Origin of the sequence: Bacillus sp. FSL K6-0994, assembly GCF_038630815.1 — a bacterium.
In the GTDB taxonomy this organism is placed as follows: Bacteria; Bacillota; Bacilli; order Bacillales; family Bacillaceae; genus Bacillus; species Bacillus safensis.
The window spans coordinates 2224214-2237725 of the sequence record NZ_CP152043.1 but is presented as its reverse complement, the minus strand read 5'-3'; the positions used below and the strand labels follow the sequence as shown (position 1 = coordinate 2237725).

General features: G+C 41.0%; 17 protein-coding genes. 11 read left to right on the top strand and 6 right to left on the bottom strand.

What is annotated here, in order from left to right:
- Nucleotides 1-97: 97 nt before the first annotated feature.
- Entirely contained in the window at nt 98-802 is a 705-nt protein-coding gene (vrrA, locus tag MHB69_RS11525) for a VrrA/YqfQ family protein (protein WP_041117998.1), read from the bottom strand.
- A gap of 155 nt (nt 803-957) precedes the next feature.
- Here vrrA and MHB69_RS11520 point away from each other — a divergent pair, with 155 nt between their 5' ends.
- Both MHB69_RS11520 and MHB69_RS11515 read left to right on the top strand, forming a co-directional pair.
- Nucleotides 958-2277, top strand: coding sequence for a DEAD/DEAH box helicase (locus MHB69_RS11520; RefSeq protein WP_034280145.1), 1320 nt, complete (start codon nt 958-960; stop codon nt 2275-2277).
- A gap of 9 nt (nt 2278-2286) precedes the next feature.
- Nucleotides 2287-3180, top strand: a complete 894-nt coding sequence (locus MHB69_RS11515) for a deoxyribonuclease IV (RefSeq protein ID WP_041117997.1) — start codon at nt 2287-2289, stop codon at nt 3178-3180.
- 48 nt (nt 3181-3228) lie between these two features.
- Here MHB69_RS11515 and MHB69_RS11510 read toward each other — a convergent pair whose 3' ends face one another.
- Nucleotides 3229-3483: a DUF2624 domain-containing protein gene (locus MHB69_RS11510; protein WP_024423008.1), complete on the bottom strand. Its 255-nt coding sequence runs from the start codon at nt 3481-3483 to the stop codon at nt 3229-3231.
- Nucleotides 3484-3623: 140 nt separating this feature from the next.
- Here MHB69_RS11510 and MHB69_RS11505 point away from each other — a divergent pair, with 140 nt between their 5' ends.
- From MHB69_RS11505 to MHB69_RS11485, 5 genes are all read left to right on the top strand, one after another.
- Nucleotides 3624-4505 carry a YitT family protein gene (locus MHB69_RS11505; protein ID WP_024427967.1) on the top strand — a complete coding sequence of 294 codons (882 nt, stop codon included), beginning with the start codon at nt 3624-3626 and terminating at the stop codon, nt 4503-4505.
- Between the two features lie 135 nt (nt 4506-4640).
- Nucleotides 4641-5417, top strand: a complete 777-nt coding sequence (locus MHB69_RS11500; RefSeq protein WP_024423006.1) for a metal ABC transporter ATP-binding protein — start codon at nt 4641-4643, stop codon at nt 5415-5417.
- Nucleotides 5417-6277 (top strand): metal ABC transporter permease, encoded by an 861-nt coding sequence (locus MHB69_RS11495; RefSeq protein WP_034280150.1) that lies wholly within the window; start codon nt 5417-5419, stop codon nt 6275-6277. Before MHB69_RS11500 ends, MHB69_RS11495 begins: the two co-directional genes overlap by 1 nt.
- A complete protein-coding gene (locus MHB69_RS11490; protein ID WP_342495575.1) occupies nt 6255-6683 on the top strand; it encodes a Fur family transcriptional regulator in 429 nt (142 codons plus the stop codon). The genes MHB69_RS11495 and MHB69_RS11490 overlap by 23 nt, the downstream gene beginning before the upstream one ends.
- A gap of 121 nt (nt 6684-6804) precedes the next feature.
- Nucleotides 6805-7722, top strand: a complete 918-nt coding sequence (locus tag MHB69_RS11485) for an ROK family protein (protein ID WP_342495574.1) — start codon at nt 6805-6807, stop codon at nt 7720-7722.
- Nucleotides 7723-7788: 66 nt separating this feature from the next.
- On the opposite strand, the gene MHB69_RS11480 is transcribed toward MHB69_RS11485, so the two are convergent.
- A complete protein-coding gene (locus MHB69_RS11480; RefSeq protein WP_327827634.1) occupies nt 7789-8367 on the bottom strand; it encodes a hypothetical protein in 579 nt (192 codons plus the stop codon).
- 139 nt (nt 8368-8506) lie between these two features.
- On the opposite strand from MHB69_RS11480, the gene MHB69_RS11475 reads away from it, so the two are divergent.
- Nucleotides 8507-8869: a DUF308 domain-containing protein gene (locus tag MHB69_RS11475; protein WP_342495573.1), complete on the top strand. Its 363-nt coding sequence runs from the start codon at nt 8507-8509 to the stop codon at nt 8867-8869.
- Between the two features lie 43 nt (nt 8870-8912).
- On the opposite strand, the gene ispG is transcribed toward MHB69_RS11475, so the two are convergent.
- Nucleotides 8913-10028: a flavodoxin-dependent (E)-4-hydroxy-3-methylbut-2-enyl-diphosphate synthase gene (ispG, locus tag MHB69_RS11470; protein ID WP_024423001.1), complete on the bottom strand. Its 1116-nt coding sequence runs from the start codon at nt 10026-10028 to the stop codon at nt 8913-8915.
- A 105-nt stretch (nt 10029-10133) separates the two neighbouring features.
- Nucleotides 10134-10436 (bottom strand): hypothetical protein, encoded by a 303-nt coding sequence (locus tag MHB69_RS11465; protein ID WP_039180007.1) that lies wholly within the window; start codon nt 10434-10436, stop codon nt 10134-10136.
- A 200-nt stretch (nt 10437-10636) separates the two neighbouring features.
- Between MHB69_RS11465 and MHB69_RS11460 the strand changes: the two genes are divergently transcribed.
- Nucleotides 10637-11182: a GNAT family protein gene (locus MHB69_RS11460; RefSeq protein ID WP_342495572.1), complete on the top strand. Its 546-nt coding sequence runs from the start codon at nt 10637-10639 to the stop codon at nt 11180-11182.
- Between the two features lie 72 nt (nt 11183-11254).
- Here the strand turns inward: MHB69_RS11460 and MHB69_RS11455 are convergent, their stop codons facing one another.
- Entirely contained in the window at nt 11255-12013 is a 759-nt protein-coding gene (locus MHB69_RS11455) for a DUF1189 domain-containing protein (RefSeq protein WP_041117993.1), read from the bottom strand.
- Nucleotides 12014-12157: 144 nt separating this feature from the next.
- Between MHB69_RS11455 and MHB69_RS11450 the strand changes: the two genes are divergently transcribed.
- Together MHB69_RS11450 and sodA are read left to right on the top strand one after the other, a co-directional pair.
- On the top strand, nt 12158-12643 hold the full coding sequence (locus MHB69_RS11450) for a DUF456 domain-containing protein (protein WP_041117991.1): 486 nt from the start codon (nt 12158-12160) through the stop codon (nt 12641-12643).
- Between the two features lie 182 nt (nt 12644-12825).
- A complete protein-coding gene (sodA, locus tag MHB69_RS11445) occupies nt 12826-13434 on the top strand; it encodes a superoxide dismutase SodA (protein ID WP_007501264.1) in 609 nt (202 codons plus the stop codon).
- Nucleotides 13435-13512: the final 78 nt, after the last annotated feature.

Genomic DNA, 13512 nt, shown 5'->3' with positions numbered 1-13512 from the left:
ACGGCTTTTTATCATTCTCTTGCTTCCATTATAGCCAAAGTAAGCGTATATATCAAAGATTGTTATACGCAGTGAACACTTCGCCGTTAAAAGATCACTAGACATATAGTTTTGGAACAGAGCTGCCAGATCTTTTTTTCGGTTTTGCTTGAGGAGCAGGTGATGTGTGTGGTGCTGTTTTTTTGACGAGGATGTCTTCTGGTTCTTTATTTTTTTCTATTTCGTCAGTTTGTGCTTCTTCCTCGGGCACTTCTGTTTCCGCGCTGGTCTCCGCTGATTCTGCATCAGCATCATTTGCACTTTCTTCATCATCATCCGCACTGCCAAGCTGGCTGTACAGTTTAATCATCGCAGGCAAATTTCTTACTAAAGGACCGTATTGCTGAATCATTGGCGTAAATTGCTGCGCCATCCCGAGCACTTTTTGAACATTTCCTAACATGCTTGAGAGGGTTGCAGGATTTGTGAAGCTCTGGATTCCTTGTAATCCCGCACCACCTCCAGAGACTCCAGCTCCTCCTGCGCCAGGAAGAAATTTAGAGAGCATGCCTTTAATTCCTGCTCCGCCGCCTAGTGCACGGCTCTCACCTCCTGGAATACCGCCCATCCCGGGTAAACCGCCTCCCTGTACAGACGGGGAGCGAGGCATCATTTGCTGAAATGGATTGCCCTGCCCTTGAAAAGGCTGCTGGATAGGAGGCTGCTGCCCTCTTTGAAACATTCCGGGCTGTCCGCCATTTCCAAGGTGCCGGCGTGAGGGACGGCGCGGCTGAAAATCGCCCATAGGCCTTTGCCCTAACATACTTGTACCTCCCTTACTGCATTCTCTTTCTCTTCATAGGTTATGCAAGGAAGCACCAATTGGTTTCCTGTAGGAAAAGCGGACATGGTTTTTTTACTGAAAATCAGCTATAATGAGGAGATGAGCAAAAAGGCATTGCCTTAAGGAGTGAAAACATGAAAGAAACGAAATTTACGACATATGAATTAAAGCCTTTTATTATAGATGCTATTCATGAACTAGGCTTTTATGAGCCGACTGATATTCAAAAAAGAATCATCCCTGCTGTTTTAAAAGGAGAAAGCGTGATTGGCCAGTCACAAACCGGAACAGGAAAAACTCATGCCTACTTACTGCCGCTGATTCATTCAATTGATCCAAGCAAAGAACAGGTACAAGTAGTGATTACTGCACCTACAAGAGAATTAGCCAATCAAATTTTCAAAGAAGCTCAAACGATTTTAAAGAATGCTTCTCCAGAAGAAGAGATCAAAGCAAAGCTTTACATTGGCGGAACGGACAAGCAGAAATCAATTCAAAAGCTAAAAAACCAGCCGCATTTGGTGGTCGGTACACCTGGACGTATTGCTGACCTCATTCATGAGCAGGCGCTGAATGTTTATAAAGCGACCTCTCTTGTTATTGATGAAGCTGATTTAATGCTGGATATGGGATTTTTAGAAGATGTGGACCGTATTGGTGCACAAATGCCAGAACAGCTGCAAATGCTTGTGTTCTCTGCAACCATTCCAGAAAAACTAAAGCCTTTCCTGAAAAAATATATGGACAATCCAAAGTATGCGCATGTTGAACCAAAACGGATTACAGCAGAAAACATTCAGCATATTTTAGTTCCGTCTAAACAGCGTGATAAATTAAAATTGCTCCATGAAATGGTGACGAATGTACAGCCTTATTTAGGAATCATTTTTGCCAATACAAAAACAACTGTTGATGAAATCGCAGCATTCTTACAAGAAAAAGGAATGAAAATCGGTGTGCTCCATGGCGGATTAACGCCGCGCGAACGTAAAAAAGTCATGAAACAAATTGAAGATTTGGAGTTCACTTATATTGTGGCATCTGATCTTGCAGCACGCGGGATTGACATTAAAGGCGTCAGCCACGTGATTAACTATGAACTTCCATCTGATCTTGATTTTTATGTGCACCGTGTTGGAAGAACAGCTCGTGCGGGTTCATCTGGAATTGCCATGACCATTTATGAGCTGGCTGATGAGGATGCACTCATTCAAATTGAAAAAATGGGCGTTGTGTTTGAAAACAAAACCATTGTTCATGGCGAATGGCGGGATGCAGATGACCGTCTGAAGCGTCAAAGACGTAAAAAAGCCCCGAATGAAATTGAAGAAAAAGCAAAACGTCTTGTGAGAAAACCGAAAGCCGTCAAACCTGGATATAAAAAGAAAATGACACGTGAGATGGATAAAATCAAAAGACAGGAACGTAGAAAGTCAAAGCGTAATGGAAAGTAGGGGGAAACATTGTTAAAGATTGGTTCACATGTATCCATGAGCGGAAAACATATGCTTCTTGCAGCGAGTGAGGAAGCTGCCTCTTATGGTTCGAATACGTTTATGATTTATACAGGTGCACCGCAAAATACGCGCCGCAAAAAAATTGAAGACCTGAATATTGAAGCTGGACAAGCGCATATGAAAGAGCATGGCATGACGGATATCGTCGTGCATGCTCCGTATATTATCAATATTGGAAATACAGTGAATCCAGCGACATTTGAGCTTGGTGTAGACTTTCTTCGATCTGAGATTGAGCGTACAAAAGCGCTGGGAGCAAGACAAATTGTTCTCCACCCTGGTGCGCATGTCGGAGCAGGGGCAGAAGCAGGGATTCAAAAAATCATTGAAGGTTTAAACGAAGTCATTGTAAAAGGTCAAGAGGTTCAAATTGCACTTGAAACAATGGCAGGAAAAGGATCAGAGTGCGGAAGAAGCTTTGAAGAGCTTGCCCAAATTATCGACGGAGTGACACATAACGAAGCTCTTTCTGTCTGCTTTGATACGTGTCACACGCATGATGCTGGTTACCCGATTGTGAGTGACTTTGATGGTGTATTAGAAGAATTTGACCGAATCGTCGGTATTGACCGAATCAAAGTTCTTCATATTAATGACAGTAAAAACGTACAAGGCGCAAGAAAAGACCGACATGAAAATATCGGTTTTGGTGAAATTGGTTTCGATGCACTGAGCTATATTGTGCATCATCCGCAGCTTCAAGATGTGCCGAAAATTCTAGAAACGCCTTATGTAGGTGAAGATAAAAAGAACAAAAAACCACCTTACAAATTCGAAATTGCGATGCTGAAAGAAAAGCAATTTGATGAAGGCTTACTAGATAAAATTACGGGTCAGTAAAAAAGGATGCAACATGTTGAGGTGCCGCTAAATGCGGCCCTTTTTTGCTTAACTTGTAAACTGGTTAAACAAATCATTCACAGTCTGTGCTGTCTGTTTAGAAGTAATCGCTTCCACTTGCTTAAGAAGCCGGTTACGCTCTGAGTCATTAAAAATATTGATGTTTTTCCCGTTCATGAGTTTGGCAACCTCAGCAGCTTGATGAGACGTTAAACTGACGCCGTACTGTTTCGCATACCTTAACAGATCGTTTGCTGTGATCTGATTGAGCCGCTGCAGGACAATTTTTTGAATTAAAATCAATTCCATTCCTCCCCTCTGTAACAATGTATGGGCGAAAACGGAAAATGTGCAAAAAATTTTATTTTATTCTGTGAAATGATAAAATAGTAAAGTGAATAAAATGTTCATTGAAAATTTAACATGTGTAGAAGGGAGAACGTATGGCAAATAGTAAACAGCATAGAAAGGAATCAGTGCCTCATTTTATTTTGAGAATTTTTCTGATTCTAGTAGGAGCTGCATGTGCAGCAGTCAGCATTGAATTATTTTTAGTGCCAAACAATATTATTGATGGAGGCATCATCGGCATTTCGCTTATTTTGGATTATCTCTTTACAGATAACCCGTTTATAAATTTTGCGACGATTGTTGTCATTTTAAATATTCCATTTATGATATCAGGATACAAGCATATTGGGAAAACCTTTCTGATTTCCACTGTGATTGGGATTGTCAGCTTAGCCGTGATTGAATCTTCACTTCATCATGTGGAGGCATTTACAACACAGCCGATCTTAGCCACTGTATTTGGAGGGCTATTACTTGGATTTGGTGTTGGACTTGTCATCCGTAATGGAGGTTCAATGGATGGAACAGAGATCTTGGGAATTCTTCTGACGAAAAAAATTCCTTTCTCCGTCGGTGAGTTTGTCATGATCGTCAATGTGTTCATTTTTATTTGGGCAGGCTTTGTTTTCGGACCAGAGCAGGCTATGTATTCTGTCATGACATATTATTTGGCAATGAAAACAATTGATGCTGTTATTCAAGGGCTTGATGAAACAAAAGCTGTGATTATCGTATCAGACTATTATGATGAAATTTCAGATGCGATTCTGCATCGACTCGGCAGGGGAACGACAAAGCTGAGAGGAAAAGGCGGCTATACAGATGAAGAAAAAGATGTCATCTACGCCGTTGTCACAAGGCTTGAAATTACAAAGCTGAAATCCATTGTTTTTGAAATTGATGATCAAGCATTTATCACGATTATGGATACGCATGAAACAAAAGGCGGTAAGTTCAAAACAGCCATTCATTAGCTTTTATTTTACTTTTTTATCTTTCTTTTATATAATGAAATGTATGTATGGACAGAGAAAATGGCAAAAGCCATTTTCTTTTTGTTGTATAAATCGTAATCATTCTTTTTATATTGATTAAAGGTGGAAAGATTCATGGCAAAGCCAATTATTGAAATGAAGGACATTTCGTACTCGTATGGACAGCGAAATGTCATTGATCACATTCATTTAACAGTAGAGGAAGGAAACTTTCTAGCACTTGTTGGACCGAATGGTTCTGGTAAAACAACCTTATTAAAATGCCTGCTTGGGCTCATTAAACCGCAGCAAGGTGAATTAAAGCTATTTGGCACGCCTGTTTCAAAATTTAGAGACTGGGATCAAATTGGATTTGTTTCTCAAAAGGCGAATAGCTTTAATACGGGTTTCCCTGCTTCTGTATATGAGGTCGTCGCAAGCGGACTGACCGCGAAAATTGGTTTGTTTAAACGAATGAGCAAGCAGGATAAATGGCAAGTAGAAGATGCCATTCGCTCAGTTGGCATACAAGATTTAAAGCATCAAAACATCGGTGAGCTTTCTGGCGGACAGCAGCAGCGTGCATTTATTGCCCGTGCGCTTGTCAGCCAGCCGAAGCTGCTCATTTTGGATGAGCCCACGGTTGGAGTAGACCAGCGGACAGTAGAAGGCTTTTATCAGCTGCTCGAAACATTGAACAAAGAAAAAGGAATGTCTTTAATTCTCGTCACACACGACGTTGGCACCGTTTCTGATAAAGTCACCCATGTGGCTTGTTTAAATCAGACACTGCATTTCCACGGGGATGCAGAAGCGTTTGATTCAATGGATGATCAGGCGCTATCGCAATTTTACGGGCATGACATTCAAGTGATTCATCACGACCATCACCATCATGGGGGACATGAATAATGCTATTTCCATTTTTTCATTATGAATTTTTACAAAATGCGTTTATCGCAGGTATACTGATTGGTTTTATTGCGCCCTTACTTGGTGTATTTATTGTCGTAAGAAGGCTCTCGCTTATTGCAGATGCCCTCAGTCACGTATCACTTGCCGGTATTGCCGCAAGTCTATTTCTTGATAAAAAGTTTGGCCTTTTGACAGGGGTAAGCCCGCTCTACTTAGGGATGGCTTTTTCTGTTGCGGGTTCATTGTTTATTGAACGCCTGCGCTCAGTGTATAAGCATTATCAGGAGCTTGCCATTCCTATTATTTTATCAGGGGGTATTGGGATCTCCGTCATCTTCATTTCACTAGCGAATGGCTTTAATACAGATTTGTTTAGTTATTTATTCGGAAGTGTCAGTGCGGTTTCAAGACTTGATCTTTGGATTATTGTAGGGATCTCACTCGTTGTTGTGTTAGTTGTTGTGCTTTTATATAAAGAATTGTTTCTGCTTTCTTTTGATGAAGAGCATGCAAAGGCTTCTGGTATTTCAGCAAAATGGATTCATTTTATTTTTATCTTAGTCGTTGCACTTGTCATTGCGGCATCGATGCGTATCGTCGGTACACTGCTTGTGTCGGCGCTCATGACGCTTCCTGTTGCGGCAAGTATCCGCATTGCCAAAGGATTCAAACAGGCAATTTTCCTTTCGATCTTATTTGGTGAATTGTCTGTATTGGCCGGATTGATTTTAAGCTATTATCTTGATTTAGCGCCAGGCGGAACCATTGTGATGCTGTCTATCTTGATTTTAATCGGGTGTATTAGTATTGGGAAATTCAGAAGGGGGAATCAACATGAACGTACAAGAAGCGCTTGATTTATTAAAGGAAAAAGGCTACAAATATACAAGCAAACGTGAAGACATGCTTCAATTGTTTTCTGATTCTGATAAATACTTGACGGCTAAAAATGTGCTGACGGCACTAAGTGAAGACTACCCTGGTCTCAGCTTTGATACGATTTATCGAAATTTGTCACTATATGAAGACCTTGGAATATTAGAAACAACAGAATTGTCAGGGGAGAAACTATTCCGTTTTAAATGTTCATTTTCCCATCATCACCATCACTTTATTTGTCTTACATGCGGGAAAACAAAAGAGATTGATGCCTGCCCTATGGACAAGCTCGACGCCGATTTAGAGGATTATCATATTAGCGGACATAAGTTTGAAATATATGGAATGTGTCCTTCCTGCGAACCGAAGGAAGTTCACTCATGAGGAAGCCAGCCATGGAGCTGGCTTTTTTGTTTTCTCTTTTGAAAACGTTTTACAAAGGGAGGCTGTTTCATTAAAATGAGATCAAGGTACTACATTTTGAAGTAAAGGGAGGGGTAAAAGTGTGGCCTATTATGTCGTGTTTGATGTAGGCGGGACGAGAACGAAACATGGATTAATGGATCAGGATGGAAAGCTGGTCTCTAGCGGTGACTATCAGACGAACTGCCGGCAGCTTGAACCGTTTTTAGAAGCCATGGCAGATGTGGTCAAGGAATATCAAAGGATGACGAATGTCAGCGGTATCGCCATCAGTCTACCAGGCTTTGTGGACAGTGATTCAGGTTATACAGAATTTGCAGGTGCCATCATCGCCTTAAATGGTCAAAATGTAAAAGCACTTTTAGAAGAGAAAACGTCTCTTCGTGTAGAAGTGGAAAATGATGCGAACTGTGCAGCTCTCGCAGAAAAATACAGCGGTCATGCGAAAGATTGTGACAGCTTTATTTGTATGACAATTGGCACTGGTGTCGGCGGGGGTATTTTTGCTAATGGTCAGCTTGTGCGCGGTGCATCATTCCGCGGTGGTGAATTCGGCATGATGCTGACAGAGACAGAAAATGGCCAGTTTACAACTCTTAACAGCAGCGCTTCAACGGCTGGATTAATTCGGAGCTATAAAGAAAAGCAAGGAATACCGCAAAGTACTCAAATAGACGGTCAAGAAATTTTTGAAAAGGCGAAGCATGATCCGGCCATTGAGAAGCTGGTGGATCAATGGTACAAGCGAATAGCCATTGGCGTTTACAATGTAGCGACTGTTCTTAACCCGGAGAAAATCCTCATTGGCGGAGGCGTAAGTGCAAGACCAGATTTATTACAAAACATTGAAAAACATTTACATACACTGCATGCATGGAAGAACATTCAGGTGAAGCTGGAAACTTGCTGCTACTTGAATCAGGCAGGCATGAAGGGGGCACTTTACCATTTCCTCATGAAAGAAGGGCAGCTTGCTCCATTAAAAAAGCCGATACATTAAATGTATCGGCTTCAGCGTGTAGACAAATCCTCGTGTTTGTTCCGCTTCGGTGCTCGCTCAGTTACATTAATAAGCAGTTTGCAGACGCTGTTCGTATTGTTTGATCCATTGAGACGCTTCCTGCCAGTTGTTCACGCGAATAATCCTGTCGTCAACGGGCATTTGATTATAAGGGGAGTTAAAAAGGATAACCGGGATGTCAGCTTCTTTTGCAATCATTGTGGCATTGCCATGATGGTCTTCAAAAAATACATCAATTTTGTGCTTTTGAACGGCTTCCAGCTTATGATGACCGCCAACCAGCTCAATAGCATCATAGTGTACGTCATGTTCTTGAAACCACTTGTAGGTGATATCCGAATGCTGCTGCCTTCTTGCGGTAATATAAATCAATCTGTGCTGCTGCTTCATTTGTTCGAGGATCTCTTTTGCACCCTCAGCAGGCTCTGCCTGTTTATAAATAAGAGGCTCGTGCTGATCCATCCAGCCCCAAAATTCTTCTTGAGAAATCTTTAAAAGCTTCGTCAAATCATACTCTGTCATATCTTCTAGTGTCATGGCACATTGGAACGACTCATTTAAGTAGGGAACAAAGGTGTCCTGCGCCGTCACTGTACCATCAATATCAATTCCTAAACGTAACATGCCCACACTCCTCATTTTTATACTCTTAAAGTGTAACATAATCAATTCACAATTCCAGCAAGTTTTAGCAATCATGAAACAGACATTTTTGCTCATACTAAAAAAGCTCCTTTCTATTAACCAAAAGGGGGAATTGATCATGGAAAGAGACGAGGATTTCAGAAGAAATGATCGTGAAATCGACACACACTTTAGTAATGATGATGGCTATTTAGAGGAAACAGCTGCTGAAATTGCAGAGCCATATCAAGCTTCAAGAGATCGAGAAGATAGACGAGGACGTGACCATGCAGGTGACAATTCAGGCAGTAAAGGGATAGGCTATACAGCACTCGCGATTGCGATTATCTCATTATTTGTCTTGCCGGTGCTATTAGGGGTAGCGGCAATCGTCGTTGGTTATATTGCACGAAGAAAAGGAGCACATGCGCTTGGCGCGTGGTCAATTGGGATCGGAATTGTTTCCGTCATCCTAGGCATATTTATCACCCCGTTCTTTTAACAAGAACAGAAAAACGCCTGACGTCACAGTCAGGCGTTTTTTGTTAGGCATTCGCTTGTTTTTCTTTTTCAGCTTCCATTTTCGCATAATGTTCTTCAGCGATTTTATCAATTTCTTTTTTCAGTTCTTCGACCATTGTTTCTTCCGGTACTTTACGAACAATTTCACCTTTACGGAACAATAAGCCTTCGCCTCTAGCGCCTGCGATTCCGATGTCCGCTTCACGTGCTTCACCTGGACCGTTAACAGCGCAGCCGAGAACTGCTACTTTAATCGGTGCTTTGATTTTAGAAATATATTCTTCGACTTCATTTGCAATGCTGATGAGGTCAATTTCAATTCGTCCACAAGTTGGGCAGGAGATCAGTGTTGCTGCATTTGATGCAAGACCAAATGATTTCAACAATTCACGTGCTACTTTTACTTCTTCAACTGGGTCAGCACTTAATGAAATGCGGAGTGTGTTCCCAATTCCCATATTCAAAATAGCGCCAAGTCCAGCTGCACTTTTGACTGTACCTGCAAATAACGTACCTGATTCTGTAATCCCAAGGTGAAGAGGATAATCAAAGGCTTTAGCGGCTTTTTCGTATGCTTCAATTGCAAGGTTTACATCAGATGCTTTCATACTGACGATGATGTCATGAAAGTCTAGGTCTTCTAAAATTTTAATGTGATGCAGTGCACTTTCGACCATACCATCTGCTGTTGGGTAGCCGTATTTATCAAGAATTTTTTTCTCTAATGAACCAGCGTTTACGCCAATACGGATTGGAATGCCTTTTTCTTTTGCTGCTTTGACAACCGCTTCGACTTTTTCTCTTCTTCCGATGTTTCCTGGATTGATTCGGATTTTGTCTGCGCCTGCTTCAATCGCTTTCAGGGCAAGCTTATAGTCAAAATGAATATCCACAACAAGCGGGATGTTAATTTGCTTTTTAATGTCCGCAATTGCATTTGCTGCACGCTCATCTGGACATGCGACACGCACGATTTGACAGCCTGCCTCTTCTAAACGTTTAATTTCAGCGACTGTCGCTTCGACATCATGTGTTTTGGTTGTTGCCATACTTTGAATGACAACCTCATTATTTCCACCTATAGTTAAAGGTCCCACTTTGACGGGACGCGTTTTAGTACGATGTGTGACTTCACTCACTTGTCAATCGCTCCTTAGTGTACAAGCAATCCTTTGCCGTGTACGTCGTGTTTTACAGTTCATATTGTAACAGTCTCTTTGTATGAATGACAAGGAATTAACGTTTTATCTCTTGTAGACAGGAAACTTATATGTGCTGCCTGCCCTGATTTCGTTCGCTTTCACACCTTGATTCAGCTCCTCGAAATCTTTAATGACGTCATCAAGCGGCTTGCTTGTATGTACGATGGAGAGGACCGTTTCACCTTGTTTTACAGTGACGTTCTTATATGTCTTTTTCTCAGCTGTTTGAAGGGCACTTGCTGGAACGGCTGGGTTTTCCTCAACAGGAATGGTTCCATTTTTCAAATCAAAAAAGATAATAAAGAGGACAAACAAACTGATTAGTAAAAAAAGAATTCGCCGCATTTTACTCACCGCTTTTAAGAGTTTACTTCAGTCTATGCATGTCCTGAAATGATAGAACCAAAAAGAGGAGAAAAGCTGGAAAGGATGGTTCTAGTTAGTCCTAGTATGTCTTGTAATAAAAACTTCTTGGGTCGTTGGTGTAGTAAATAGGAGAGCAACCTCATATGGCCAGTATGATAAAATAATAATGGGGGGATTTTATGAAGAAGGTTAGTCAGCATATATATGTGAGAACACTAACAGAAAATGATGCAGAATCACTGTTAACATTAGAGCTTGAGAACCGCTCATATTTTCAGGAATTTACACCTTTGGTCAAAGATGATTTCTTCACGTTAACTCGCCAAATTGAGCGAATTCAGCGGAGTAGGCAAAGAAGTGTACAAGATGAATCTTACATGCACGGTATTTTCTTAAATGAAACCGATGCTTTAATTGGGACGATCTCATTAAGTTCTGTCGTAAGAGGTCCGATAGAAGGAGCTTGGCTCGGGTATGTACTCGATCAAAGGCAGGGCGGAAATGGATATATGACAGAAGCCATTCGCTTAATCATTGACTATGCCTTTTTTGAGTTGAATCTCCATCGTATTGAGGCTGGAGTAAAGCCGAGTAATAAGGGTTCCATTCGTGTACTTGAAAAGACAGGTTTTGAACATGAGGGACTAAATCGTAAAAAAGTAAAGATTAATGGAATATGGGAGGATCACTATTTGTTTGCGATCATCCATCCAGATGAGTCCTAGCATGAACATACATAAAAAGCTCCTCCAAGACGGGGGAGCTTTCATTGTGTAGACAAATCCTTGTTGGGTGGATCATTTGCTTTTTTTTGCAGGAATTTCTTTAACAACAAGATATAAAAAGATAAAGTTAATGACCCAATTTAATAAAAATGAGTTTGCAACAGGCGTGTTTAATGCACTCATAATGGCGAAAAAGACCGTTGTTAATGTGAGTGAATAAGCGGAGAGCTTCCAAAGCATTTGGAAGGACAGCTCTTTTTGCTGCATTCGTTTAATAAATGTACCAAGCATCGCAAGGAATGTTGCGCTGATAAACATGAGAGCCGCAGTTGATAGATATAGCAGTACACAGATCACAGGGATGATAATCGCTTGGTTCTGATTTGTGACGCGGGCGAGTTCATCTTTTGTCAGCGTTCCGCCAAGAAGCTGGTAGGGGATATCTGTCATTTGCCCATCAATGGCAATCACTGCTTTTTCCTTTAATAAAGCGATGGCCGTTTGCTTTGATTCAAGCTCACTTGCTTTTATTTTTTCAGCAGGATCAAAGATGATCGTGATGCCGTTTTCTTCTTTTTCTATTGGTGCACTTTGATCCGCTTGAAGTTTTCCTTTTTCAATTGAAAAGTCGGGTAAATCTTTTTTGATCACATGCTGAAATCCTGACATCGCATTCGAGATCTCTTGGCTCATATGATAGCCCTGAGGAACTGCTGCGATGATTGAAAGGATAAAAATGAATAAAATTGCTTTACCGATCCCTGTAAAGCGTGCTTTAGCAATATCTTTTGGTGAATAAATTCCTTTTAACAATAGATTAAATACGTTCAATACCCATTCACTTCCTACATTCTTTTCTATTTCTCATATTGTATCAATGTCTATCCATCAAGTACAAGTATGGCCTTTATCACTGGTTAAGATAGAAGGAATGAGGCATAATGTATACAGCATATAAAAGGAGGCGGCAGGGTCTTGGACATTTTGTATTGGATACTGATTGGCTGTGCATTTATCATTGCGTTTGTTGGACTGGTTTATCCAATTATCCCGAGTGTAGTCTTTATGGTTCTCGGATTTATTCTATATGGTTTCTTCTTTAGCTTCGAGCCGCTTACACTGACGTTCTGGCTTATTCAAGCCATGTTTACTGCCGTCTTATTTGCGGCAGATTATGTCTCAAACCTGATTGGGGTAAAGCGCTTTGGCGGCAGCAAGGCAGCTATTTGGGGAAGCACCATTGGGTTATTAGCTGGTCCTTTTGTGATACCCATTGCAGGAATTATTATTGGTCCATTTCTCGGGAGTGTCGTTGCAGAGCTCCTTGTTCATCAAAAAGATCTGAAGACGAGTGTGAAAGTCGGATTAGGCTCATTAATTGGATTTGTATCAGGTGTTTTTGCAAAAGGATTGATTCAAGCGCTGATGCTTGGCATCTTTTTATTTTATGTCCTTCGCTAAGTTGAAAAAGGGTGTTTAAAACTTTTTCAAAAGGGCTAAATACAAAATAAACACTGAAATGTTTCAGAACATGAGCAATAACGTTGAAACAAGCTGTTTCTTTTGATACTCTTTGAGTAGGGTGAATTGCTGACTTACAAAGGAAGCATTTCAGTACATACATTTTAAGGAGGAATTTAACCATGGCTTTTAAACTTCCAGAATTACCATATGCTTACGATGCATTAGAACCACATATCGACAAGGAAACAATGACGATTCACCACACTAAACACCACAACACATACGTAACAAACTTAAACAAAGCAATCGAAGGTGTATCAGCTCTTGAAGATCAATCAATTGAAGAGCTAGTGGCTAACTTAAACTCAGTGCCTGAAAACATTCGTACAGCTGTACGTAACAATGGCGGAGGACATGCGAACCACTCATTATTCTGGACGCTTCTTTCACCAAACGGTGGCGGCGCACCAACTGGTGAACTTGCAGATGCAATCGAAAAAGAATTAGGCGGATTTGAAAAATTCAAATCTGATTTCGCTGCAGCAGCTGCAGGACGCTTTGGTTCTGGTTGGGCATGGCTTGTTGTGAACAACGGAAAACTTGAAATCACAAGCACGCCAAACCAAGATTCTCCTTTAACTGAAGGAAAAACGCCAATTCTAGGACTAGACGTTTGGGAGCATGCTTACTACCTAAACTACCAAAACCGTCGTCCTGATTACATTTCAGCATTCTGGAATGTTGTGAACTGGGATGAAGTAGCTCGCCTTTACAGCGAAGCTAAATAAATCATTTGATTTGAAAAGACCTGCTCTTTAGAGAAGCAGGTCTTTTTATATTTTCCCTCCTTTTTTTACATATCTGCC